This window comes from Pantoea sp. Ap-967 (assembly GCF_011752565.1).
Lineage (GTDB): Bacteria > Pseudomonadota > Gammaproteobacteria > Pseudomonadales > Pseudomonadaceae > Aquipseudomonas.
Genome location: NZ_VWXK01000034.1, coordinates 41,123 through 65,564, shown reverse-complemented (window position 1 = coordinate 65,564; position 24,442 = coordinate 41,123). Strand labels below are relative to the sequence as shown.

21 protein-coding genes are annotated in these 24,442 nt (G+C 63.5%); 9 read left to right on the top strand and 12 right to left on the bottom strand.

The features are described from left to right. The first annotated feature begins 218 nt into the window (after window positions 1-218). Window positions 219-575, top strand: a complete 357-nt coding sequence (gene queD / locus F3J45_RS25520; RefSeq protein ID WP_167069693.1) for a 6-carboxytetrahydropterin synthase QueD — start codon at window positions 219-221, stop codon at window positions 573-575. A gap of 55 nt (window positions 576-630) precedes the next feature. Here the strand turns inward: queD and F3J45_RS25515 are convergent, their stop codons facing one another. Both F3J45_RS25515 and F3J45_RS25510 read right to left on the bottom strand, forming a co-directional pair. After that, window positions 631-1,275: a hypothetical protein gene (locus F3J45_RS25515; protein WP_167069691.1), complete on the bottom strand. Its 645-nt coding sequence runs from the start codon at window positions 1,273-1,275 to the stop codon at window positions 631-633. A gap of 74 nt (window positions 1,276-1,349) precedes the next feature. Next, entirely contained in the window at window positions 1,350-1,817 is a 468-nt protein-coding gene (locus F3J45_RS25510; protein ID WP_167069689.1) for a DUF1289 domain-containing protein, read from the bottom strand. A 406-nt stretch (window positions 1,818-2,223) separates the two neighbouring features. On the opposite strand from F3J45_RS25510, the gene acnB reads away from it, so the two are divergent. Then, a complete protein-coding gene (gene acnB / locus F3J45_RS25505) occupies window positions 2,224-4,833 on the top strand; it encodes a bifunctional aconitate hydratase 2/2-methylisocitrate dehydratase (protein WP_167069695.1) in 2,610 nt (869 codons plus the stop codon). Between the two features lie 155 nt (window positions 4,834-4,988). Here the strand turns inward: acnB and prpD are convergent, their stop codons facing one another. The 6 genes from prpD to F3J45_RS25475 all read right to left on the bottom strand — a co-directional run bounded on the left by prpD (window position 4,989) and on the right by F3J45_RS25475 (window position 13,532). Further along, complete coding sequence (gene prpD / locus F3J45_RS25500; protein WP_167069687.1) at window positions 4,989-6,473, bottom strand: 2-methylcitrate dehydratase; 1,485 nt, start codon at window positions 6,471-6,473, stop codon at window positions 4,989-4,991. 140 nt (window positions 6,474-6,613) lie between these two features. Continuing rightward, the gene (gene prpF / locus F3J45_RS25495; RefSeq protein WP_167069684.1) at window positions 6,614-7,804 is read right to left on the bottom strand and encodes a 2-methylaconitate cis-trans isomerase PrpF; all 1,191 of its coding nucleotides are present in this window, start codon (window positions 7,802-7,804) and stop codon (window positions 6,614-6,616) included. Between the two features lie 126 nt (window positions 7,805-7,930). Then, complete coding sequence (acnD, locus tag F3J45_RS25490) at window positions 7,931-10,519, bottom strand: Fe/S-dependent 2-methylisocitrate dehydratase AcnD (protein ID WP_167069682.1); 2,589 nt, start codon at window positions 10,517-10,519, stop codon at window positions 7,931-7,933. A 127-nt stretch (window positions 10,520-10,646) separates the two neighbouring features. Continuing rightward, window positions 10,647-11,774, bottom strand: coding sequence for a 2-methylcitrate synthase (gene prpC / locus F3J45_RS25485; protein WP_167069680.1), 1,128 nt, complete (start codon window positions 11,772-11,774; stop codon window positions 10,647-10,649). 154 nt (window positions 11,775-11,928) lie between these two features. Continuing rightward, window positions 11,929-12,819, bottom strand: coding sequence for a methylisocitrate lyase (gene prpB / locus F3J45_RS25480; protein WP_167069678.1), 891 nt, complete (start codon window positions 12,817-12,819; stop codon window positions 11,929-11,931). Beyond that, window positions 12,816-13,532 (bottom strand): GntR family transcriptional regulator, encoded by a 717-nt coding sequence (locus tag F3J45_RS25475; RefSeq protein WP_167069676.1) that lies wholly within the window; start codon window positions 13,530-13,532, stop codon window positions 12,816-12,818. The genes prpB and F3J45_RS25475 overlap by 4 nt, the downstream gene beginning before the upstream one ends. A 368-nt stretch (window positions 13,533-13,900) precedes the next feature. Between F3J45_RS25475 and F3J45_RS25470 the strand changes: the two genes are divergently transcribed. The 5 genes from F3J45_RS25470 (at window position 13,901) to F3J45_RS25450 (ending at window position 19,186) form a co-directional block, all read left to right on the top strand. Continuing rightward, entirely contained in the window at window positions 13,901-14,362 is a 462-nt protein-coding gene (locus F3J45_RS25470) for an ATP-dependent zinc protease (protein ID WP_205300674.1), read from the top strand. A gap of 5 nt (window positions 14,363-14,367) precedes the next feature. Further along, complete coding sequence (locus F3J45_RS25465; protein ID WP_167069672.1) at window positions 14,368-15,903, top strand: inactive transglutaminase family protein; 1,536 nt, start codon at window positions 14,368-14,370, stop codon at window positions 15,901-15,903. Continuing rightward, window positions 15,903-16,883: an alpha-L-glutamate ligase-like protein gene (locus F3J45_RS25460; RefSeq protein ID WP_167069670.1), complete on the top strand. Its 981-nt coding sequence runs from the start codon at window positions 15,903-15,905 to the stop codon at window positions 16,881-16,883. The genes F3J45_RS25465 and F3J45_RS25460 overlap by 1 nt, the downstream gene beginning before the upstream one ends. A 142-nt stretch (window positions 16,884-17,025) precedes the next feature. Then, entirely contained in the window at window positions 17,026-18,369 is a 1,344-nt protein-coding gene (gene pabB, locus F3J45_RS25455; RefSeq protein ID WP_167069668.1) for an aminodeoxychorismate synthase component I, read from the top strand. 82 nt (window positions 18,370-18,451) lie between these two features. Then, the gene (locus F3J45_RS25450; RefSeq protein WP_167069666.1) at window positions 18,452-19,186 is read left to right on the top strand and encodes a phosphoadenylyl-sulfate reductase; all 735 of its coding nucleotides are present in this window, start codon (window positions 18,452-18,454) and stop codon (window positions 19,184-19,186) included. 176 nt (window positions 19,187-19,362) lie between these two features. Here the strand turns inward: F3J45_RS25450 and cysB are convergent, their stop codons facing one another. The 3 genes from cysB to F3J45_RS25435 form a co-directional block, all read right to left on the bottom strand. Further along, entirely contained in the window at window positions 19,363-20,337 is a 975-nt protein-coding gene (gene cysB, locus F3J45_RS25445) for an HTH-type transcriptional regulator CysB (protein ID WP_167069664.1), read from the bottom strand. Between the two features lie 129 nt (window positions 20,338-20,466). Beyond that, window positions 20,467-20,964 carry a universal stress protein gene (locus tag F3J45_RS25440; RefSeq protein ID WP_167069654.1) on the bottom strand — a complete coding sequence of 166 codons (498 nt, stop codon included), beginning with the start codon at window positions 20,962-20,964 and terminating at the stop codon, window positions 20,467-20,469. Window positions 20,965-21,068: 104 nt separating this feature from the next. Further along, window positions 21,069-22,016 carry a putative 2-dehydropantoate 2-reductase gene (locus F3J45_RS25435; protein ID WP_167069652.1) on the bottom strand — a complete coding sequence of 316 codons (948 nt, stop codon included), beginning with the start codon at window positions 22,014-22,016 and terminating at the stop codon, window positions 21,069-21,071. Window positions 22,017-22,219: 203 nt separating this feature from the next. Between F3J45_RS25435 and F3J45_RS25430 the strand changes: the two genes are divergently transcribed. Beyond that, window positions 22,220-23,296, top strand: a complete 1,077-nt coding sequence (locus F3J45_RS25430; protein WP_167069650.1) for a 3-deoxy-7-phosphoheptulonate synthase — start codon at window positions 22,220-22,222, stop codon at window positions 23,294-23,296. A gap of 67 nt (window positions 23,297-23,363) precedes the next feature. Here the strand turns inward: F3J45_RS25430 and F3J45_RS25425 are convergent, their stop codons facing one another. After that, complete coding sequence (locus tag F3J45_RS25425; RefSeq protein WP_084854752.1) at window positions 23,364-23,645, bottom strand: GNAT family N-acetyltransferase; 282 nt, start codon at window positions 23,643-23,645, stop codon at window positions 23,364-23,366. A 510-nt stretch (window positions 23,646-24,155) separates the two neighbouring features. On the opposite strand from F3J45_RS25425, the gene oprI reads away from it, so the two are divergent. Then, complete coding sequence (gene oprI / locus F3J45_RS25420) at window positions 24,156-24,407, top strand: outer membrane lipoprotei OprI (RefSeq protein WP_003259780.1); 252 nt, start codon at window positions 24,156-24,158, stop codon at window positions 24,405-24,407. Window positions 24,408-24,442 lie beyond the last annotated feature (35 nt).

The following is a 24,442-nucleotide window of genomic DNA, read 5'->3' as shown; positions in this document are numbered from 1 at the left end:
GCTGTCATGCGCAAGTATCTGACAGGCATCTGGGCGTGCATGCGTGGGGATGAGCCATTTGATACGGCCAAGCTTTTCAGCTCTGAACACCTCAGAAAAGCTTGACCATCAACAGAGTATCTACATGCCACCGGGCGGCTGCACGAACGCCTGCAAGCCTTGTAACGGCCATGCTGGTAGACTGCTGCAATTACTGATTGACGCAGAGTTATGACCGCGTGGAAATTTTCAAAGAGTTCACATTCGAATCGGCGCACCGCCTGCCCAACGTTCCGGCCGGCCACAAGTGCGGCCGCCTGCACGGCCACTCGTTCAAGGTGGGCCTGCACCTGACCGGCCCGCTGGACCCTCACACCGGCTGGATCCGTGACTTTGCCGAAGTGAAGGCGATCTTCAAGCCGATCTACGAGCAGCTGGACCACAACTACCTGAACGACATCCCAGGCCTTGAAAACCCCACCAGCGAAGTGATCGCCAAGTGGATCTGGGAGCAGGTCAAGCCGCTGATGCCGGAACTGTCGAAGGTGCGCATCCACGAAACCTGCACCAGCGGTTGCGAATACACCGGCGACTGAACAATGCCTGTGCGCCGGCCCATCGCCTTCAGGAGCGCTGGGCCGGCGGCCTTTGTCAGACCTCGCCGAAATGATGCGGGATGCTGAGTATTTCCATCGCCACCAACCCCTCCTCCCCCTTGCGGCTGCTGAAAAAGCGCTCGCCGTGGCTCTCGAAGCGCTTGAGCGCGTAGCCACTGGGCGTTATCAGGCGCAGGTTGCATGGCCGGTCGCCGCGACTCAGCGGCCTGCCCAGGCCATCAATGGTCCATAGCCGTGCGCTTTGCGGCTTGCGCAGAACACCTTGCGCTTCGTCGGTTTCCCAGATGCCCACATTGCCCGACAGGGCGTCCAGGCTGGAATCCAGTGCCCAGCGATACACACTGCCCACCCGGTCTGCCGGCCTGATCTCGTAATAACGGCGTTTGTCGGGCGCGACACTGCCCTGGGTGTAGGCGCCGAACCAGAATAGCTCGTAGTAGCGCTGCTCGGGTGACACATAGATGTCCGGGGTCAGGTGCTTTTCCAGCACGCCGTTTTGTTCCGATTGCAGGTAGCGGTCCCAGTGGCCACGGGCTTTGCGGCTGCCGGTTTCGACCCAGATGGCGGCCAGATGGGGTTGCGCCTCGGCCCAGGCCGCCGCCTCGATGCGTGCGCCCGCACCTTGCCACCAGCAGCGCGCCAGAAAGGTATCACGGGGGGAAAACAGGTACTCGCTCATGCTGACGCTCCTCGCCAGGCCAAAGAAGCGCGTACCTTAGGTAGCCCAGGCTGCCTAGCGCAGCAGGAAGCAGCTCACCCTATCCCTTGCTGAAGGAACGCCGGGGCGATGTAGCGCTGGTAATGCGCCTCGGACAAGAGGAAGAACTCGCGGTCGATGGCGTCGCGCAACTGCGGCAGCTCCCAGTCGCGAAACTCCGGCAGCAGGGCCATGCCGTAGGCTTCGAGGTCGCGGATCATGCGCGCGCCACGGGCAATCAGCTGGTAGGCCCAGCAGTATTCGGACTGCTGCTCGACGAAGCGGATAGAGCGCTGCTGCAATTGCTGGCGCAGCAGCCCTTTGTCGAACACTTCCAGCTTGGCCATCATCACCTGGGCCAGCAACTGCTCCAGGCGCAGCCACACCGCACGTTTCTGCGCCTCGTCATACCCGTTCCAGTTAATCACTTCGTGGTGGAAACGCTTGCAGCCACGGCACACCGTGTCACCGTAAACGGTGGAACAGAGGCCTACGCAAGGGGTCTTGATGGACTGGTTGGACATTGGCAAACAACGGCTTGGCGGTGGAACACGGGGTCATGTTAGCCCTTTGTCTAACCAGGGTCACCCGTTAAAGTCATGTTCAGCGCCTTACCTTCGGGCTTTTTTTGCCGTAGAATCATCCCGCCTTTTCAAAGGCAACAATGTCCGTTGGAAGCTGTTTTCAAAGCGTCACGAGCACAGTTCATCCGGTAGAACGGCGTTGGCCCGGGCCATGCATCCCTCGCATGCCCGTGCCAGCCCTCATCAGCTCCCGTTCTGCAGGCGTAAAACTTTGAAAGCAGCTTCTGTAAGGATTCTTTGCGACCCTGGCTGGGCGGCCCAAAAAGCCGTGACCGCGCATGGGTGCATTGAATGCTGGATGAGCGTCCCGGACTCCCTTTAGGGACCACTGATGAGGGTAATAACTGTGCTTGAAGCCTACCGCAAACACATCGAAGAGCGTGCCGCCCTGGGTATCGTGCCCCAGCCGCTGAACGCCGAACAAACTGCAGGCCTGGTCGAGCTGCTGAAAAACCCGCCGGCCGGCGAAGAAGCCTTCCTCGTAGACCTGATCACCAACCGCGTTCCGCCAGGGGTCGACGAAGCTGCCTATGTCAAGGCCGCTTTCCTGTCCGCCGTGGCCAAGGGCGAAGCCAAGTCGCCCCTGATCGACCGCAAGCACGCCACCGAGCTGCTGGGCACCATGCAGGGCGGCTACAACATCGAGACGCTGGTCGCGCTGCTGGACGACGCCGAACTGGGCGCCGTCGCGGCCGAACAGCTCAAGCACACCCTGCTGATGTTCGACGCCTTCCACGACGTGGCTGAAAAGGCCAAGGCCGGCAACGTTCACGCCAAGGCCGTGCTGGAATCCTGGGCGGCTGGCGAGTGGTTCACCTCGCGCCCGGCCATCGCCGAGAAGTACACCCTGACCGTGTTCAAGGTGCCTGGCGAAACCAACACCGACGACCTGTCCCCTGCCCCGGACGCCTGGTCGCGCCCTGACATCCCGCTGCACGCCCTGGCCATGCTGAAAATGGCCCGTGACGGCATCGAGCCACAGCAGCCAGGTTCGGTTGGCCCGCTGGCACAGATCGAAGCGGTCAAGGCCAAAGGCTTCCCGGTGGCCTACGTCGGTGACGTGGTCGGTACCGGTTCCTCGCGTAAATCCGCCACCAACTCGGTGCTGTGGTTCTTCGGCGACGACATCCCGAACGTGCCGAACAAGCGCGCCGGTGGCTTCTGCTTCGGCACCAAGATCGCCCCGATCTTCTACAACACCATGGAAGACGCCGGCGCCCTGCCGATCGAATTCGACTGCACCAACCTGGCCATGGGCGACGTCATCGACGTTTACCCGTTCAAAGGTGAAGTGCGCCGCCACGGCAGCGACGAGCTGGTTACCAGCTTCGAGCTGAAAACCGAAGTGCTGCTGGACGAAGTTCGCGCTGGCGGCCGTATTCCGCTGATCGTTGGCCGTGGCCTGACCGAAAAAGCCCGCGCCGAGCTGGGCCAGGGCGCATCCGACCTGTTCAAGAAGCCAGAGCAGCCTGCCGACACCGGCAAGGGCTTCACCCTGGCGCAGAAGATGGTCGGCCGTGCCTGCGGCCTGCCAGAAGGCCAGGGCGTGCGCCCAGGTGCCTACTGCGAGCCGAAGATGACCACCGTCGGCTCCCAGGACACCACCGGCCCGATGACCCGCGACGAGCTGAAAGACCTGGCGTGCCTGGGCTTCTCGGCTGACCTGGTGATGCAGTCGTTCTGCCACACCGCGGCCTATCCGAAGCCGATCGACGTCACCACCCACCACACCCTGCCAGACTTCATCCGCACCCGTGGCGGCGTGTCGCTGCGCCCAGGCGACGGCATCATCCACAGCTGGCTGAACCGCATGCTGATGCCAGATACCGTGGGCACCGGTGGCGACTCGCACACCCGCTTCCCGATCGGCATCTCGTTCCCGGCCGGTTCCGGCCTGGTGGCCTTCGCTGCCGCCACCGGCGTCATGCCGCTGGACATGCCAGAATCGATCCTGGTGCGCTTCAAGGGCAAACTGCAACCGGGCATCACCCTGCGTGACCTGGTCCATGCCATCCCTTACTACGCCATCCAGAAGGGCCTGCTGACCGTCGAGAAGAAAGGCAAGAAGAACGCCTTCTCCGGCCGCATCCTGGAAATCGAAGGCCTGGACGAACTGACTGTCGAGCAGGCATTCGAGCTGTCCGACGCCTCGGCCGAGCGTTCCGCTGCCGGTTGCACCATCAAGCTGCCGGAAAAGGCCATCGCCGAATACCTGCAGTCGAACATCACCCTGCTGCGCTGGATGATCGGCGAAGGCTACGGCGATGCCCGCACCCTGGAGCGCCGCGCCCAGGCCATGGAAGCCTGGCTGGCCAAGCCTGAGCTGCTGTCGGCCGACGCCGATGCCGAATACGCCGAAATCATCGAAATCGACCTGGCCGACGTCAAGGAGCCTGTGCTCTGCGCGCCGAACGACCCGGACGATGCCCGCCTGCTGTCCTCGGTACAGGGCGAGAAGATCGACGAAGTGTTCATCGGTTCGTGCATGACCAACATCGGCCACTTCCGCGCCGCCGGCAAGCTGCTGGACAAGGTCAAGGGCGGCATCCCAACCCGCCTGTGGCTGGCCCCGCCAACCAAGATGGACGCCCACCAGCTGACCGAAGAAGGCTACTACGGCATTTACGGCAAGGCCGGTGCGCGCATGGAAATGCCAGGCTGCTCGCTGTGCATGGGTAACCAGGCACGTGTGCAGACCGGTTCGACCGTGGTTTCCACCTCGACCCGTAACTTCCCGAACCGCCTGGGCGACGCGACCAACGTGTACCTGGCTTCGGCCGAGCTGGCCGCGGTCGCTTCGATCATCGGCAAGCTGCCGACCGTCGAGGAATACATGCAGTACGCCAAGGACATCGACAGCATGGCTGCCGACGTTTACCGCTACCTGAGCTTCGACCAGATCGCCGAGTTCCGTGAAGCGGCGGCCAACGCCAAGATCCCAGTGGTTCAGGCGTAAGCTTCAGTTGTAGGTTGTAGACAAAAGCCCTGGCAGTGATGCCGGGGCTTTTTTGTACCTGCTAGATTGAGCGCCGCTCGCGGCGCATCGCGAGCTGCGCTCGCTCCTACCAGGCCTGCGTCAATCCTGTAGGAGCGAGCGTAGCTCGCGATTTTTCACAGCACAAACAGCTCCACAAACCGGTGCACGGGCGTCTGCTCCAGCGCCTGCTGGTCTTTGCACAAGGCGAAAATCTGCTCGCACCGCTGCCGCGCAAACCGCGTCGCCAGGTTGCCCCTGAACTTGGCCTCCAGCAACGGTATGCCCTCCCCGCGCCGCCGCCGGTGGCCTACCGGGTACTCCACCAACACCTGCTCGGTGCTGCTGCCATCCTTGAAGAACACTTGCACTGCGTTGGCGATCGAGCGCTTGTCCGCTTCCAGGTACTCGCGGCTGAAGCGCGGGTCTTCGACCACTTCCATTTTTTCGCGCAAGCGGTCGATGCTGGGGTGGTTGGCATGGAAGGCATCCTCGTAATGCTCAGCCACCAAAGCCCCGAAAATCAGCGGCACCGCCACCATGTACTGCAGGCAATGATCGCGGTCGGCGGCATTGGCCAACGGGCCGCTCTTGGAAATGATACGAATCGCCGACTCCTGGGTGGTGATGACGATACGGTCAACTTCATGCAGGCGGTTGCGCACCAGCGGGTGCAAGGCAATGGCCGCCTCGCAGGCGGTCTGGGCATGGAATTCGGCTGGGAAGCTGACCTTGAACAGCACGTTCTCCATCACATAGCTGGCCAGCGCCTGCGGCAGGCGCAGCTCGTACTGGCCGGCAGGCTTGAGCGCCAGGTCCTTGTTGGTGTGGCTGAACGACACCTCGTAAAAGCCCCACTGCGGCGCGGTCAGCACCCCCGGCACACCCATTTCGCCACGCAGGGCAATATCGGCCAGGCGTACGCCCCGGCTGGAAGCATCGCCCGCCGCCCACGACTTGCGCGAGCCGGCGTTGGGCGCATGGCGGTACGTGCGCAGCGCCTGGCCATCGACGAAGGCGTGGGACAAGGCCGAGAGCATCTGCTCGCGGTTGGCGCCCATCAGCCGGGCACACACCGCCGTGGAGGCGACCTTGACCAGGATCACGTGGTCCAGGCCCACCCGGTTGAAGGCATTTTCCAGCGCCAGCACGCCCTGGATCTCGTGGGCCATGACCATGGCTTCAAGCACATCGCGCATCAGCAGCGGTGCTTCGCCGCTGCTCACGCGCTTTTGCGACAGGTGATCGGCAACGGCAAGGATGCCACCGAGGTTGTCCGAGGGGTGCGCCCATTCGGCAGCCAGCCAGGTGTCGTTGTAGTCCAGCCAGCGCACCGTGCTGCCGATGTCCCAGGCGGCCTTGACCGGGTCCAGGCGGTAGGCGGTGCCGGGGACGCGGGCGCCGTTGGGCACCACCGTGCCTTCCACCAGGGGGCCGAGCAGCTTGGTGCACTCAGGAAAGCGCAGGGCCAGGAGGCCACAGCCAAGGGTGTCCATCAGGCAATTGCGTGCGGTGTCCAGCGCCTCGCTGGATTCGACCCGGTAGGTCAGGGCGTAGTCGGCGAGGGTTTGCAGCACCCGGTCGTAGTCCGGGCGGTCGTTCAGGTCCACGTTGGCGCTCATAGCCTGCTCCTGTGAATGGAGCTGCCTTGCAACCCTTCGCAGGCAAGCCCGCCCCTACAGGTGCGATGTGTAGGAGCAGGCTTGCCTGCGAAGGGCCGCAAAGCGGCCCCCACTAACGAAAGCCGAGCGCCTGGGGTGCGTTAGATGCTGTCGCCGGGCACGCGAACCCAGCCTTCCATCAGCACGCGAGCACTGCGGCTCATGATTGCCTTGTTCACCGTCCACTCGCCATCCACCTGCTGCGCCTCGGCGCCAACCCGCAAGGTGCCGGACGGGTGCCCGAACCGCACCGCACTGCGCTCCCCACCACCCGCGGCGAGGTTGACCAGCGTGCCCGGAATGGCGGCAGCGGTGCCAATTGCCACGGCGGCGGTGCCCATCATCGCGTGGTGCAGCTTGCCCATGGACAACGCGCGCACCAGCAGGTCGATGTCGGCAGCCGCGACGGCCTTGCCACTGGAGGCAGTGTAGGCGCTCGGCGGCGCGACGAAGGCCACCTTCGGCGTGTGCTGACGCCCGGCGGCCTGGTCGATGTGTTCGATCAGGCCCATGCGCACGGCGCCGTAGGCACGAATGGCTTCGAAGCGCTGCAATGCCTGCGGGTCGCCGTTGATCGCGTCCTGCAGTTCGGTGCCGGTGTAGCCGATGTCGGCGGCATTGACGAACACGGTGGGAATCCCGGCATTGATCAGGGTCGCCTTGAAGGTGCCGACACCCGGCACTGCCAGGTCATCCACCAGGTTACCGGTGGGGAACATCGCCCCGCCGTCGCCGTCTTCGTCGGCGGCCGGGTCGAGGAATTCAAGCTGTACTTCGGCGGCCGGGAAGGTGACGCCATCGAGTTCGAAGTCACCGGTTTCCTGCACTTGGCCGTCGCTGATCGGCACATGGGCGATGATGGTCTTGCCGATATTGGCCTGCCAGATGCGCACGGTGGCGATACCGTTGCGCGGGATGCGCGCCGGGTCGACCAGGCCGTTGCTGATGGCGAACGAACCGACGGCGGCGGAAAGGTTGCCGCAGTTGCCGCTCCAGTCGACGAAAGCCTTGTCGATGGCGACCTGGCCGAACAGGTAGTCGACGTCGTGGCCGGCCTTGAGGCTGTGGGCCAGGATGACCGTCTTGCTGGTGCTGGAGGTGGCGCCGCCCATGCCGTCGATCTGCTTGGCGTAGGGGTCGGGGCTGCCGATTACCCGCAGCAGCAGCGCGTCGCGGGCCGGGCCTGGGGCCTGGGCCGCTTCGGGCAGGTCTTGCAGGCGAAAGAACACGCCCTTGCTGGTGCCGCCGCGCATGTAGGTGGCAGGGATCTTGATTTGAGGTGCATGTGCCATGGCTGTGCTGTCCTGTATGAAAAGCGAATATCCCTGGGGCCGCTTTGCGACCCATTCGCGGGGCAAGCCCGCTCTTTGTAGGAGCGGGCTTGCCCCGCGAATGGGCTGCCCAGCAGCCCCCTGCAACTACGCGGTCGCTTCCAGGAAGTCCTGGGCAAAGCGCTGCAAAACGCCCCCCGCCTCGTAGATCGACACCTCTTCGGCCGTGTCCAGGCGGCAGGTCACCGGCACCTCTACACGCTCGCCATTACGCCGGGTCACCACCAGGGTCAAGGTCGCCCGCGGCTTGCGCTCGCCAAGCACGTCATACGTCTCGCTGCCGTCCAGGCCCAAGGTGTTGCGGTCGGTCCCGGGCTTGAACTCCAGCGGCAGCACGCCCATGCCCACCAGGTTGGTGCGGTGGATACGCTCGAAGCCTTCGGCCACGATCGCCTCCACCCCGGCCAGGCGCACGCCCTTGGCTGCCCAGTCCCGGGACGAACCCTGGCCGTAGTCGGCACCGGCCACGATAATCAGCGGCTGCTTGCGTTGCATGTAGGTTTCGATGGCCTCCCACATACGGGTCACCTGCCCTTCCGGCTCGATGCGCGCCAGCGACCCTTGCTTCACGCCGCCATCGTCCTTGCGCACCATCTCGTTGAACAGCTTGGGGTTGGCGAAGGTGGCGCGCTGGGCGGTCAGGTGGTCGCCGCGGTGAGTGGCGTAGGAGTTGAAGTCCTCTTCCGGCAGGCCCATCTTCGCCAGGTATTCGCCAGCGGCGCTGTCGAGCAGGATGGCGTTGGACGGCGACAGGTGGTCGGTGGTGATGTTGTCCGGCAGCACCGCCAGCGGGCGCATGCCGCGCAGGGTGCGCTCACCGGCCAGGGCGCCTTCCCAGTACGGCGGGCGGCGGATGTAGGTGCTCATCGGGCGCCAGTCATACAGTGGCGCGACTTTCGGCCCACGGTCTTCCTCGATGGCAAACATCGGGATGTACACCTTGCGGAACTGCTCCGGCTTGACCGCTGCCCGCACGACCGCGTCGATTTCCTCGTCGCTCGGCCAGATGTCCTTGAGGCGGATTTCCTTGCCATCGACGACGCCCAGCACGTCCTTCTCGATATCGAAACGAATGGTGCCGGCAATGGCGTAGGCCACCACCAGCGGCGGCGAGGCGAGGAACGCCTGCTTGGCATAGGGGTGAATGCGCCCGTCGAAGTTGCGGTTGCCCGAGAGCACGGCGGTGGCGTACAGGTCGCGGTCGATGATTTCCTGCTGAATCACTGGGTCCAGCGCGCCAGACATGCCGTTGCAGGTGGTGCAGGCGAAAGCGACGATGCCAAAGCCGAGCTGCTCCAGCTCTTTCTCCAGCCCCGCCTCTTCCAGGTACAGCTGCACCGCCTTGGAACCAGGTGCCAGCGACGACTTGACCCACGGCTTGCGGGCCAGCCCGAGCTTGTTGGCATTACGCGCAATCAGGCCGGCAGCAATCACGTTGCGCGGGTTGCTGGTGTTGGTGCAACTGGTGATGGCGGCAATGATTACCGCACCATCGGGCATCTGCCCCGGCACGTCATCCCAGGCACCGGCAATGCCCTTGGCCGCCAGGTCGCTGGTGGCGACGCGGGCGTGCGGGTTAGACGGACCGGCCATGTTACGCACCACGCTCGACAGGTCGAAGCTCAGGGTGCGTTCGTACTCGGCCTTGACCAGGCTGTCGGCCCACAGGCCGGCGGCCTTGGCGTAGGTCTCCACCAGCTGCACCTGCTGGTCGTCGCGGCCGGTCAGCTTGAGGTAATCAATGGTCTGCTGGTCGATGGCGAACATCGCAGCGGTGGCACCGTACTCCGGGGCCATGTTGGAGATGGTGGCACGGTCGCCCAGGGTCAGGGCGCGCGCGCCTTCGCCATGGAATTCGAGGTAGGCGCCGACCACTTTCTGCTTGCGCAGGAATTCAGTCAGGGCCAGCACCAGGTCGGTGGCGGTGATGTTCGGTGCCAGCTTGCCGGTCAGCTCGACGCCGACGATTTCCGGCAGGCGCATCCACGAGGCGCGGCCGAGCATGACGTTTTCAGCTTCCAGGCCGCCGACGCCAATGGCGATCACGCCCAGGGCATCGACATGCGGTGTGTGGCTGTCGGTGCCGACGCAGGTGTCGGGGTAGGCCACGCCGCGCTCGGCGTGAATCACCGGCGACATCTTCTCCAGGTTGATCTGGTGCATGATGCCGTTGCCAGGCTGGATCACATCGACGTTCTTGAAGGCCTTCTTGGTCCAGTTGATGAAGTGGAAACGGTCCTCGTTACGCCGGTCTTCGATGGCGCGGTTCTTGTCGAATGCCTGGGGATCGAAGCCGCCGCACTCCACGGCCAGGGAATGGTCGACAATCAACTGCACCGGCACTACCGGGTTCACCTGCGCCGGGTCGCCGCCCTTGTCGGCGATGGCATCGCGCAGGCCGGCAAGGTCCACCAGCGCGGTTTGGCCGAGGATGTCGTGGCACACCACCCGGGCCGGGAACCACGGGAAGTCGAGGTCGCGCTTGCGCTCGATCAGCTGGCCCAGGGAGGCATCGAGGGTCGCCGGGTCGCAGCGGCGCACCAGGTTTTCGGCGAGCACGCGGGAGGTGTACGGCAGGCCATCGTAGGCGCCGGGCTTGATCGCCTCGACGGCGGCGCGGGCGTCGAAATAGTCCAGGGCGGTGCCTGGCAGGGGTTTGCGGTATGCGCTGTTCATATCGTTATCAGGCTCGGTCACGGTTAGGTTGCCACGTTGTAGGAGCAGGCTTGCCTGCGATGGCGCCATATCTGGCATCCGTGCAGGTGCTGCGAACGCAATCGCAGGCAAGCCTGCTCCTACACTGTCAGCGCTGCTCGATCGGCACGAACTGGCGCTGCTCTACGCCAACGTACTCGGCGCTGGGGCGGATGATGCGGTTATTGGCGCGCTGCTCGAACACGTGCGCAGCCCAGCCGGTCAAGCGCGAGCAAACGAAGATCGGGGTGAACAGCTTGGTCGGGATGCCCATGAAGTGGTACGCCGAGGCATGGTAGAAATCGGCGTTGGGGAACAGGCGCTTCTGCTCCCACATGGTTTTGTCGATGGCCTCGGAAACCGGGTACAGCACAGTGTCCCCCACCTCGTCGGCCAGCTGTTTCGACCAGCCCTTGATCACCTCATTGCGCGGGTCGGACTCTTTGTAGATGGCATGGCCAAAGCCCATGATCTTGTCCTTGCGCTCCAGCATGCGCAGCAGCTCGGCAGTGGCTTCCTGTGGGCTCTGGAAGCGCTCGATCAGTTCCATCGCCGCCTCGTTGGCGCCGCCGTGCAGCGGGCCACGCAGCGAGCCGATGGCGGCGGTGACGCAGGAGTAAAGGTCGGACAGGGTCGAGGCGCACACCCGCGCGGTGAAGGTCGAGGCGTTGAATTCGTGCTCGGCGTACAGGATCAGCGACACGTTCATCACCTTGACGTGCAGCGCGCTCGGCGGTTTGCCATGCAGCAGGTGCAGGAAGTGGCCTCCGAGGGTGTCTTCGTCGCTGGTGCAATCGATGCGCACGCCATGGTGGGTGAAGCGGTACCAGTAGCACATCACCGCCGGGAACAGCGCCAGCAGGCGGTCGGTCTTGTCGCGCTGCTGCTCGAAGGTGAGCTCTGGCTCCAGGGTGCCGAGTACCGAACAGCCGGTGCGCATCACGTCCATTGGGTGGGCATCGCGGGGAATGCGCTCAAGCACTTCCTTCAATGCCTGGGGCAGGTCGCGCAGGCCCTTGAGCTTGCGCTTGTAGTCGGCCAGTTCCGCCTTGCCCGGCAGTTCGCCGTAGAGCAGCAGGTAGGCGACTTCCTCGAATTCGGCGCCGGCGGCCAGGTCACGCACGTCGTAGCCGCGGTAGGTCAGGCCGGCACCGGCCTGGCCGACGGTGGACAGCGCGGTCTGGCCGGCCACCTGGCCGCGCAGGCCTGCGCCACTGAGTACTTTTGCTTCGGCCATGGTGTTTCTCCTTTCTTGAATTTGTTATGGAAAACGGGCTAATCGGGGTTGCCTGGGCCGGCCTCTTCGCGGGCAAGCCCGCTCCTACAGGGAATGCGACGCGGTCACGCTCAGTGTAGGAGCGGGCTTGCCCCGCGCAGGGGCCGGCACTGGTTCAAGCCTTTTTCTGGGCAAACAACGCATCGAGGCTCTGCTCGAAGGCGTGGTAGCCGATGGCATCGTAGAGCTCCATACGGGTTTGCATGGTGTCGATCACGTTCTTTTGCGTACCGTCACGGCGCAGCGCGGTGTAGACATTCTCGGCCGCCTTGTTCATCGCGCGGAACGCCGACAGCGGGTACAGCACCAGCGACACGTCGACCGACGCCAACTCTTCGGTGGTGTACAACGGCGTGGCGCCAAACTCGGTGATGTTGGCCAGAATCGGCGCCTTCACCCGGTCGGCGAAGGTCTTGTACATCGAAAGCTCGGTAATGGCTTCCGGGAAGATCATGTCGGCACCGGCCTCGATGCACGCCGCCGCACGGTCCAGGGCAGCGTTCAGGCCTTCCACCGCCAGCGCATCGGTACGCGCCATGATCACGAAGCTGTCGTCGCTGCGGGCATCCACCGCCGCCTTGATACGGTCGACCATCTCCTGCTGCGAGACGATTTCCTTGTTCGGCCGGTGGCCACAGCGCTTGGCCCCCACCTGGTCCTCGATATGGATGGCGGCCGCGCCGAACTTGCTCATCGAGCGCACCGTGCGGGCAACGTTGAACGCCGAGGCGCCAAAGCCTGTGTCGACATCCACCAGCAACGGCAGGTCGCAAACGTCGGTGATGCGGCGCACGTCGGTCAGCACGTCATCCAGGTTGCTGATGCCCAGGTCAGGCAGGCCCAGCGACCCCGCCGCCACCCCGCCACCAGACAGGTAGATGGCCTTGAAACCAGCGCGCTTGGCCAGCAGGGCGTGGTTGGCATTGATCGCGCCAACCACCTGCAGCGGGTGCTCGGCGGCAACGGCATCGCGAAAACGCTGGCCGGGTGTGCTCTTCACAGTCATTTCTCACCTCGTGGGCTGTTGTTGTTGGCGTCCAGGTAGTGACGCTCGATATTGCGCTTTGAGGCGCCGATGTGGCGGCGCATCAGGAGTTCGGCCAGCTCGCCGTCACGGGCGTCGATGGCATCGAGAATGCGGTGGTGCTCGGCAAATGCCTGGCGTGGGCGGTTGGGCGTGGCGGAGAACTGAATGCGGTACATGCGCACCAGCTGGTACAGCTCGCCGCAGAGCATCTTGACCAGGGTCTGGTTGCAGCTGCCCTGGATGATCCGGTAATGGAAGTCGTAATCGCCTTCCTGCTGGTAGTACCCCAACCCGGCCTGGAACGCGGCATCGCGCTCATGGGTATCGAGCACCCGGCGCAGCTCGTCGATGTCGGCCTGGCTCATGCGCTCGGCGGCCAGGCGGCAGGCCATGCCTTCCAGGGATTCGCGAATTTCATACAGCTCGATCAGCTCGGCATGGTTGAGCGACACCACCCGCGCGCCCACATGCGGCACCCGCACCAGCAGGCGCTGGCCTTCCAGGCGGTGGATGGCCTCGCGCAGCGGGCCACGGCTGATGCCGTAGGTGCGCGCCAGCTCAGGCTCGGAGATCTTGCTGCCGGGGGCGATGTCGCCCCTGACGATGGCGGCCTGGATGGAACGGAAAACATGCTCGGACAAGGTTTCCGTTTCGTCTGATGCTGCCGGGCTGGGGGTGGAAAGGTCCAGCATATTGTCGACACCTTAACGATCGCTTAAGCCAAAACTAGCGAATCAAAGGGTTTCAGTCAAAGACAAAATGAACATTGTCGACAATCGTCTAAGAACGAACTTACCCAACGCTGGCGTTGTCAGATCGCGACGCGCTGGCGTCAAGGCACCGCCGTGATAGAATGCCGCGCCTCCTACGGAGTATGGATAGTGTATTTGTCATCAATTCATGTTGTTGACAGATGAACGAGGAAGCTTGCGCAGCAGTTGCCAGTCGCCTTGCCCCGAACCTTGCACAGCACCGCGCCAGGACTATGAGACTTACACCCGTTTTATTGCTGTTATGCCTAACGCTGCTGCCGGCCCTTGGCCAGGCGGCGAGCAAGACCGTGTACGGTCTGAATGAATACGCCCGGCTTGGCGACCTGGACCTCGAGGTCGCCGCCAAGCTCGACACCGGCGCCAAGACTGCATCGCTCAGCGCCCGCGATATCAAGCGTTTCAAGCGCAACGGCGAAAGCTGGGTGCGCTTCTACCTGGCCATCGACGCCGCCCATTCACACCCCATCGAACGGCCCCTGGCGCGAGTGAGCAAGATCAAGCGCCGCGCCGGCGACTACGATGTGGACTCGGGCAAGGCCTACACCGCACGCCCGGTCATCGAACTTGAAATCTGCATGGGCCAGGCCCTGCGCACCATCGAAGTCAACCTCACCGACCGCAGCGCATTCCAGTTCCCGCTGCTGATCGGCTCCGAGGCGCTCAAGCACTTCGACGCGCTGGTCGACCCAAGCCTTAAATACGCGGCCGGCAAACCTGCCTGTGCCACCGACGCTCCCAAAGCAGAGTAATCCCGATGCGCTCTCTTACCCTCCATCTGAAAGTTCTGATCACCGTGCTGGTGTTGCTCGGCGTGGCGGTCACGGCTTATCAGATCTTCGTTCTCGGCATTCCGGTGACCGAAGACGAAACCGACGATCTGTGGAACATCGACGCCAAGGTCGAGTTCGTCGCCAGCAGCAAGGACCCGGTCAAGATCCAGATGTTCGTGCCGCCGCTGAACCGTGACTACGTCAGCCTCAACGAGAGCTTCATCTCCAACAACTACGGGGTCAGCGTCAACCGCGTGGATGGCAACCGCAAGGTCACCTGGTCGGCGCGCCGGGTCAGTGGCAACCAGACCCTGTACTACCGCCTGGTGCTGACCAAGCGCTACAGCAACGAAAAATCCACCGTCAAGGGCCCAACCTTCCGTGACAGCCTGGCCATCGACGGCCCCGAGAAGATCGCCGCCGAAGCCCTGATGGCGCCGATCCGCCAGCATTCGGCCGACGTCGAAACCTTTGTCAGCGAGACGATCAAGCGGGTCAACAACCTCAACGACGACAACGCCAAGCTGCTGCTGGCCGGCGACACGTCGCCGATGAAGAAAGCCCAGGTCATCGACCTGCTGTTGTCGATTGCCCATGTGCCGATGGAAAAGGTCCACACCATTCGCCTGGTGGCCGACACCCCGCAAACCCCCGAACTGTGGCTGCGCAGCTTCAATGGCAGCGACTGGCTGTACTTCAACCCCGACACCGGCGAGCAGGGCCTGCCAGCTGACCGCCTGCTGTGGTGGACCGGTGACGACAACCTGATCACCGTCGATGGCGGCAAGAAAGCCAACGTCACCTTCAGCATGAACAACAGCGAGATGAACGCCATCCGCCTGGCCAAGCTGACCGACGAGAACACCGACGCCGACTTCCTCGAATACTCGCTGTACGGCCTGCCGCTGCAAACCCAGCAAACCTTCATGATCATGGTGATGATCCCGATCGGCGTGCTGGTGATCCTGATTCTGCGCAACCTCATCGGTATCCAGACCCTCGGCACCTTCACCCCGGTGCTGATCGCCCTGGCCTTCCGCGAAACCCAGTTGGGCTTCGGCATCGTGCTGTTCACGGTGATCACCGCGCTGGGCCTGTCGCTACGCTCGTACCTGGAACACCTGAAGCTGCAGATGCTGCCGCGCCTGTCGGTGGTGCTGACCTTCGTCGTGGTACTGATTGCCGCCATCAGCCTGTTCAGCCACAAGCTGGGCCTGGAGCGCGGCCTGTCGGTGGCGTTGTTCCCGATGGTGATTCTGACCATGACCATCGAACGCCTGTCGATCACCTGGGAAGAGCGCGGCGGCGGCCATGCCATGAAAGTGGCAATCGGCACCCTGTTCGCCGCCTCCCTGGCGCACCTGCTGATGATGGTGCCGGAGCTGGTGTACTTCGTATTCACCTTCCCGGCGGTGTTGCTGGTGCTGGTGGGCTTCATGCTGGCGATGGGCCGCTACCGCGGCTACCGCCTGACCGAGCTCGTGCGCTTCAAGGCATTCCTGAAGAAGGCTGACGCCTGATGTTTGGCCTGATCAAGACGTGGAAAGCCCTGGAGGCCCGGGGCATCATGGGGATCAACCGGCGTAACGCGGACTATGTGCTCAAGTACAACAAGCGCAGCCTGTACCCGATCGTCGACGACAAGATCATCACCAAGGAACGCGCACTGGCAGCCGGCATCCATGTGCCGGAAATGTACGGCATCATCGAAACCGAGAAGCAGATCGAAAAGCTCGACGAGATCATCGGCGGGCGCAACGACTTCGTCATCAAGCCGGCCCAGGGCGCCGGCGGTGACGGCATCCTGGTGATCGCCGACCGCTTCGAGGACCGCTACCGCACGGTGTCGGGCAAGATCATCAGCCACGAGGAAATCGAACACCAGGTGTCGAGCATCCTCACCGGCCTGTACTCCCTTGGCGGGCACCGCGACCGCGCGCTGATCGAGTACCGGGTAACGCCAGACCAGATTTTCAAGAGCATCAGCTACGAAGGCGTACCCGACATCCGCATCATCGTGCTGATGGGCTACCCGGTGATGGCCATGCTGCGCCTGCCCACCCGCCAGTCCGGCGGCAAGGCCAACTTGCACCAGGGCGCCATCGGCGTGGGCGTGGACCTGGCCACCGGCGTGACCCTGCGCGGCACCTGGCTGAACAACATCATCAGCAAGCACCCGGACACCACCAACGCGGTGGACGGTGTGCAACTGCCGAACTGGGACGGCTTCATGAAGCTGGCCGCCGGCTGCTATGAGCTGTGCGGGTTGGGCTACATCGGTGTCGACATGGTGCTGGACCAGGACAAGGGGCCGTTGATTCTGGAACTCAACGCCCGTCCAGGCCTGAACATCCAGATTGCCAACGACACCGGGCTGACCCAGCGCACCCACGCCATCGAGGCGCACATCGAGGCGCTGGCCAAGGATGGTATTACCGAAGATGCCGAGCAGCGGGTGCGGGTTACCCAGAACCTGTTCGGGCACGTGCATCCGCGCTAGACCTGCCCCGCGAAGCAGGCGACGCGGTGGATGGCACCGGCTTCGCCGGTGTTCGCGGGTGAACCCGTTCCCACAGGGCTAGGCGCATTTCCTTCGCAGGTCTACAATCGCCCTCCTCGCTTTTACATCGCCGTCCACACTGATGCCGACCTGCACGCTTCACCCCCTGCCCTACCAGCCCGACCCCGCCGCCTATTTCGCCCGCCTGCGCCAGGCCCCCGGCGCGATCCTGCTCGACAGCGCCCGCCCCGGCGCAGTGCGCGGGCGCTTCGACCTGCTCAGCGCCTGGCCCGTGCAGCAGCTGCAAGCCGGCCCAGACGAGCAAGGCCGTGCCTTCCTCCAGCGCCTGCGCGAAGGGTTGCAGCAACTGGGTGAGGCGCAACTGCCCGCCGGCACCGAACTGCCGTTCGCCGGCGGCCTGATCGGCTACCTCAGTTACGACTTCGGCCGCCGCCTGGAACAGCTGCCAAGCCTGGCCGTCGATGACCTCGGCCTGCCCGATGCACAGCTGGGCCTGTATGCCTGGGCACTGGCCACCGACCACCTGCTTGGCACCAGCCAACTGGTGTTCCACCCAAGCCTCGGCCATGACGAACAGGCTCGCCTGATTGCCCTGTTCGAGGCTGCCGACACCGCGCCATGCGGCCCGTTCCAGTTGCTTGCGCCCATGCGCGGCGACCTGCAACCTGCGCAGTACCAGGCCGCCTTCGACCAGGTGCAGCGCTACATCCAGGCCGGCGACTGCTACCAGATCAACCTCACCCAGCGCTTTCGTGCGCCTTGCCAGGGCGACCCGTGGCACGCCTACCAGGCTCTGCGCCTGGCGTGCCCAACGCCATTCTCGGGCTTCCAGCAACTGGCCGACGGCAGCACGCTGCTGAGTTTTTCCCCCGAGCGCTTCATTCGCGTCAGCCAGGGCCAGGTGGAAACCCGCCCGATCAAGGGCACCCGCCCACGCTCGGCAGACCCTGCCGAGGACGCGCGTAATGCCCAGGAGCTGCGCCACAGCGCCAAGGACCGCTCGGAAAACCTGATGATCGTCGACCTGCTGCGCAACGACCTGGGCCGCACCTGCGAAATCGGCTCGGTGAGGGTGCCAGAGCTGTTCAGCCTGGAAAGCTACCCCAACGTCCACCACCTGGTGAGCAGCATCACCGGCCAACTGGCCGCCGACAAAGACGCCCTGGACCTGATCGGCGACAGCTTCCCCGGCGGCTCGATCACTGGCGCGCCGAAAATTCGCGCCATGCAGATCATCGACGAGCTGGAACCCACCCGCCGCGCGTTGTACTGCGGCTCGCTGCTGTACGTGGACGTGCGTGGCGAGATGGACAGCTCCATCGCCATCCGCAGCTTGCTGGTGAAGGATGGCCAAGTCAGTTGCTGGGGCGGCGGCGCAGTGGTGGCCGACTCGAACTGGCAGGCCGAATACGAGGAATCGATTGCCAAGGTGCGGGTGCTGATGGAGACCTTGCAGAGCTTGTGATCAGCCCGTCTACCCCGCCGTTTTTTGTTACCATCACCCCATTACGAGCGCACAGCGCCACAGCCAAGATGGAAACCGCCTGATGAGCCAACCCTTCGACGTCGCCGCCCTGGCCGCGACCTACGCCAACAAGTCCCCACAGGACATCCTCAAGCTCGCCTTCGAACACTTCGGCGATGACCTGTGGATCTCCTTCAGCGGCGCCGAGGATGTGGTGCTGGTGGACATGGCCTGGAAGCTGAACAAGCAGGTCAAGGTGTTCAGCCTCGACACCGGCCGCCTGCACCCGGAAACCTACCGCTTCATCGACCAGGTGCGCGAGCAGTACAACCTGCCGATCGAGATTCTCAGCCCGGACCGGGCCAAGCTCGACCCGTTCGTCAAGGACAAGGGCCTGTTCAGCTTCTACAAGGACGGCCACGGCGAGTGCTGCGGCATTCGCAAGATCGAGCCACTGCGCCGCAAGCTGGCCACCGTCAGCGCCTGGGCCACCGGCCAGCGCCGCGACCAGAGTCCAGGCACCCGCAGCCAGGTAGCCGCACTGGAGATCGACAGCGCGTTTTCCACCCCTGAACGCACCCTGTACAAATTCAACCCGCTGGCGCAGATGAGCAGCGAGGAAGTGTGGGGTTACATCCGCATGCTGGAGCTGCCGTACAACAGCCTGCACGAACGTGGCTTCATCAGCATTGGCTGCGAGCCGTGCACCCGGCCAGTACTGCCGAACCAGCACGAGCGCGAAGGGCGTTGGTGGTGGGAAGAGTCGACCCAGAAGGAATGCGGGTTGCACGCTGGCAACCTGATCAGCAAGGCCTGATTAGGCCGCTGCCGCCATTTCCAGGCCGCCGCCGCCCCGGTAGGAGCGCGCGTAGCTCGCGATGGGGCGCGCAGCGGCCCCAGGGTTTCAGCTTCGCAAGTGATTATGCCGGGCTGCCTTGCAGCCATCGCGAGCTGCGCTCGCTCCTACAGGAGGCCGCGCAGCTCGCGGTGCTTTTAATGCACCGGCAGCTCGACGCCTTCGAACAGTTCTTCGAGCTCTTGCTTGTTATGGCACTGAATGGCCTTGGCCATCACTTCGCGGGTCAGGTGCGGGGCGAATTTCTCGATGAAATCGCACATGAAGCCGCGCAGGAACGTGCCACGGCGGAAGCCGATCTTGGTGATGCTGGCTTCGAACAGCTCGCTGGCATCCAGGGCCACCAAGTCGCTGTCGAGCTTACTGTCGACCGCCATCTTGGCCACGATGCCCACGCCCAGGCCCAGGCGCACATAGGTTTTGATCACGTCGGCGTCGGCCGCGGTGAACACCACTTTCGGCGTAAGGCCGCGGTGGTTGAACGCTTCGTCGAGTTTCGAACGGCCGGTGAAACCGAACACGTAGGTCACGATCGGGTACTCGGCCACTGCTTCCAGGGTGAGCTTCGGCAGCTTGGCCAACGGGTGCCCCTGGGGCACCACCACGCAGCGGTTCCACTTGTAGCACGGCATCATGATCAAGTCGCCGAACAGCTCCAGCGCTTCGGTGGCGATGGCGAAATCGACGGTGCCGTCAGCCGCCATCTCGGCGATCTGCATGGGCGAACCCTGGTGCATGTGCAGGGCCACTTCCGGGTACTGCTTGATGAAGTTGCTGATCACCGGCGGCAGGGCATAACGCGCCTGGGTGTGGGTGGTGGCGATGGACAGCGTACCCTTCTTCTCGTTGGAGAACTCCTGGGCGATCTGCTTGATGCTTTCGACCTTGCGCAGGATCTCGCCAGCGGTAGTGATGATGCGCTCACCGGCTGGGGTTACGCGGGTCAGGTGCTTGCCACTGCGAGCAAAGACCTCAACACCCAGTTCATCCTCAAGCAAGCGGATCTGCTTGCTGATCCCCGGCTGCGAGGTGTACAGGCTCTGCGCCGTCGCGGAGACGTTGAGGTCATGGTGCGCTACTTCCCAGATGTAGCGCAGTTGTTGAAGCTTCATAGGTTTCCCTCGAATCGGCGGTAGGTCAGCGGCAGCAGGCAGCGACGAGATATAACTATATTAGTGGTTCTCGAAATAAAACTAGAACTATTTTGTTACACGCGCTTCCGACATTTCCTACAAACAGCCTTACGATTTCCTACGCCCGAGGTGCTGGGAGAGCGGCACCATGTACACCGGCACGGGCGCCAGCTGCAGCAGGCGCACCGCCGTGCGCCCCAGCGGCACATCCACCCCAGCCCCGGCACTGTGGCTGCCGAAGATCAACAGGTCGACGCACAGCCGCTGCGCCTGTTCGAGAATCACCTGCGCCGGGTCGCCCTGGCGCACCCGCACTGCCTTTATCAGGGCCAGGTCGGCATCCTCCCCCAGCTCATCGCGAAAGTTCTCCAGTACCCGCTGCTCGATGTTGGCCATCACCGTGTTGACACCCTCGCTGTGCAGCGCGTCCAGGGTCTGCTCGTCGAGGTAACTCTGCAAAAGGGATTCGGCGAATTGCCCCATGGGCTCCACCGCGTGGATCACGTACAGCTCGGCATTGAACGTGCGAGCCAGGGTCAGGGCATGCTGCATGACGAAGGGCGCGTACACACCGAGGTCGGTGGCGTACAGCATGGAGCGGATCATTCGACCTCCTCGACTGCCGCTGCGGCAGAGCAAGCTTGAGCTTAGCAGCGCGCCGGATACACGCTTTGCCGTCCGGCGCACTGCTGCCGCGGGCTGCAGCGGTTTCAGCCAGGCCGGTTGGCGCGGTCGATAAAGGCCAGTGCCTGGTGCAGCATGGCCATGCGCGGCAGGCTGCAACCGGCCGCCTGGGCCTGGGCCAGCGGCTCGGCATAGATCGCCTGAAGCTCCAGCGGGCGCTGCTGGGCGTGGTCGTGGTACATGCTCGGCCAGTAATCGGGCATCTGCTCGGTAACCCGGAACAGGTGCTCGGCATAGCCATCGGGCAGCAGGTTGCCACAGGCGGCGGCGCCCTGCACCACTTCTGCCATCAGCGCCTGGATCAGCGCGCGGCTATCGGCATCGGCCATCAGTGGCGTGGTACTGGCATTGAGCAACACCGACAAGCCGTTGTAGGGCACATTCCACACCAGCTTCTGCCAGCGCGCCTGGCCCAGGTTGGCCATGGCCTGGGAGTCGATGCCCGCAGCACGGAAAAGCCCTGCCCCCTGCTCGACGATGGCCGCCCCGCCATCACCCGCCGGGCCACTGTGGTAACCGAGGTTGACCGCACCCAGTGCCTGGTGACGGATGACCCCAGGAGCCTGGCGGTTGACGCAGATGAAGCACAGGCCGCCGAGCAGGTGCAGGTCGCTGCGCAATCGTGGGCGCAGCTGCTGCTCGACACCCAGGCCATTTTGCAGCAGCACCACCTTGGCATCGGCCGCCGCAGCCTGGTTGATAAGCGGTGCCAGCTCGGCATTGCTGGTGGCCTTGGCGCCCACCAGCAGCCAGTCGCAGGGCGGCATGTCGGCCGCGCCGGCGTAGGCCTGAACCGGCATCTGCAGTTGCCCGTGCACGGCGCTGTCCAGCGTCAAGCCCTGCTGGCGCACCACGTCGTATTCACTGCGCAACAGAAAGTGCACATCGAACCCTGCACGCGCCAGCATCAGCCCGTAAAAGCCGCCGATGGCGCCGCTGCCAATAATGCCGATACGAGGTTTGCCACGGGTCATGCGAATCTCCTTGGAATGTCGACAGGCCTTTTTACACCCTTCCACGCCCCGGGATGAACCGGCAAGTGTATCTGCGCATGCCCAAGCCCATTGTCGCGCCCCCTGTAACGCGCTAAGGTTCCGCTCCCCGCTGCGAACATTCTTGCTGCTGGGCCGCACGGGGATTGCTGGCGGCCGGCACCCGTGACCTGACGAGTAACACGATGGCTGATTTACCGATCGACGACCTAAACGTTGCCTCCAACGAGACTTTGATCACCCCCGATCAGCTCAAGAAGGAAATCCCCCTCAGCGCCAAGGCCCTGCAGACCGTAACTGCCGGCCGTGAAGTGGTGCGCAATATTCTCGATGGCAAGGACCATCGCCTGTTCGTGGTGGTCGGCCCCTGCTCCATCCACGACATCAAGGCCGCCCACGAATACGCCGAGCGCCTGAAGGTGCTGGCCGAGGAAGTGTCCGACACGCTGTACCTGGTGATGCGCGTGTACTTCGAGAAGCCACGTACCACCGTGGGTTGGAAGGGCCTGATCAACGACCCGTACCTGGATGACTCGTTCAAGATCCAGGACGGCCTGCACATCGGCCGCCAGCTGTTGCTGGACCTGGCGGAAATGGGCCTGCCGACCGCAACCGAAGCACTCGACCCGATCTCCCCGCAGTACCTGCAGGACCTGATCAGCTGGTCGGCCATCGGCGCCCGTACCACCGAATCGCAAACCCACCGCGAGATGGCCTCGGGCCTGTCCTCGGCCGTTGGCTTCAAGAACGGCACCGACGGCGGCCTGACCGTGGCCATCAACGCCCTGCAGTCGGTGTCCAAGCCGCACCGCTTCCTCGGCATCAACCAGGAAGGCGGCGTGTCGATCGTCACCACCAAGGGCAACCCTTACGGCCACGTGGTACTGCGCGGTGGCAACGGCAAGCCTAACTATGATTCGGTCAGCGTCGCCCTGTGCGAGCAAGACCTGGCCAAGGCCAAGATCAAGGCCAACATCATGGTCGACTGCAGCCACGCCAACTCCAACAAGGACCCGGCCCTGCAGCCGCTGGTGATGGAGAACGTCGCCAACCAGATCCTCGAAGGCAACCAGTCGATCATCGGCCTGATGGTGGAAAGCCACCTGAACTGGGGCTGCCAGTCGATTCCGAAGAACCTCGACGAACTGCAGTACGGCGTGTCGGTGACCGACGCCTGCATCGACTGGTCGGCGACCGAGAACACCCTGCGCAGCATGCATGCCAAGCTCAAGGATGTGCTGCCACAGCGCAAGCGCAGCTAAGGATGCAGCCAAAGAAAACGCCGGGCATTGCCCGGCGTTTTTGTGTCTGGTGTGAGCGGGCGCCCGTTCAGGCTTTGCTTGAATGGCGCTGCTGGCGCTCCATGTAGCGCTCCACGTACGAGCAGGAAGGGATCACCGTGTAACCCATCTGTTCAGCGTACTCCAGGGCCTTTTCAGTCAACGCTGCAGCGATCCCCCGGCCACGCAGGGCGTTGGGCACGAAGGTGCGATAGATATCCAGCGTCTGCTTGCCCAGGTCCATGTACGTCAGGTAGGCACGATGACCGTCCACGTTGGTCTCGAACTGATGACCGGCCTGGTCATGGTGGATGGTCAGCGCTTCACTCATCACTACTCCTCGCAGGTCTTCTTGGCAGACCCTTACCTTAACCGATGGTGGTTGATCCGGCGGAGGAACCTCAACGCCACCTCTTGCCCCTTGGACCCCGGGCCGACGGCAAACGTTCGACCGGGCCGGGCACTCCCAAATAGTAGGCACCGCAAGCGGGATTACTCAAGCAGTCAACGCTTAAAAAGTAGCGCCAACCCGCGCCCGGCGTGATGCTGGGCAACCTGGCAAGAGCAGGCGGATGTTCTGCACCTTAAGACGCCGAAGGACAGTTAAAGTCACCGTTAGTTCAACAAAAAGTTCCCGCACTACAACCGCTTGCGAGCGTCGCACGCTTTTTTCACATTTGCCCTACAATTTCTGTCGACCACCGCTCCTTGCAACATATTTTTTTGCAGTTCTTGCGCTCGGTCAGTTTACTTACTACAAGTAATGGGTACTATGTACGCCGGCCAGTTTCTCTTTTCCGAGAGATGGCTATTTAATAGAAAGTCCTTGAAGGGGAACACGATGAACAACGTTCTGAAATTCTCTGCTCTGGCTCTGGCCGCAGTTCTGGCTACCGGTTGCAGCAGCGTATCCAAAGAAACCGAAGCTCGTCTGACTGCGACTGAAGACGCAGCAGCTCGCGCTCAAGCCCGTGCTGACGAAGCCTACCGTAAGGCTGACGACGCTCTGGCCGCTGCTCAGAAGGCTCAGCAAACTGCTGACGAAGCCAACGAGCGCGCTCTGCGTATGCTGGACAAAGCCAGCCGCAAGTAATAATCCTCCCGGATTGTTATGGAGCCGACCCACTT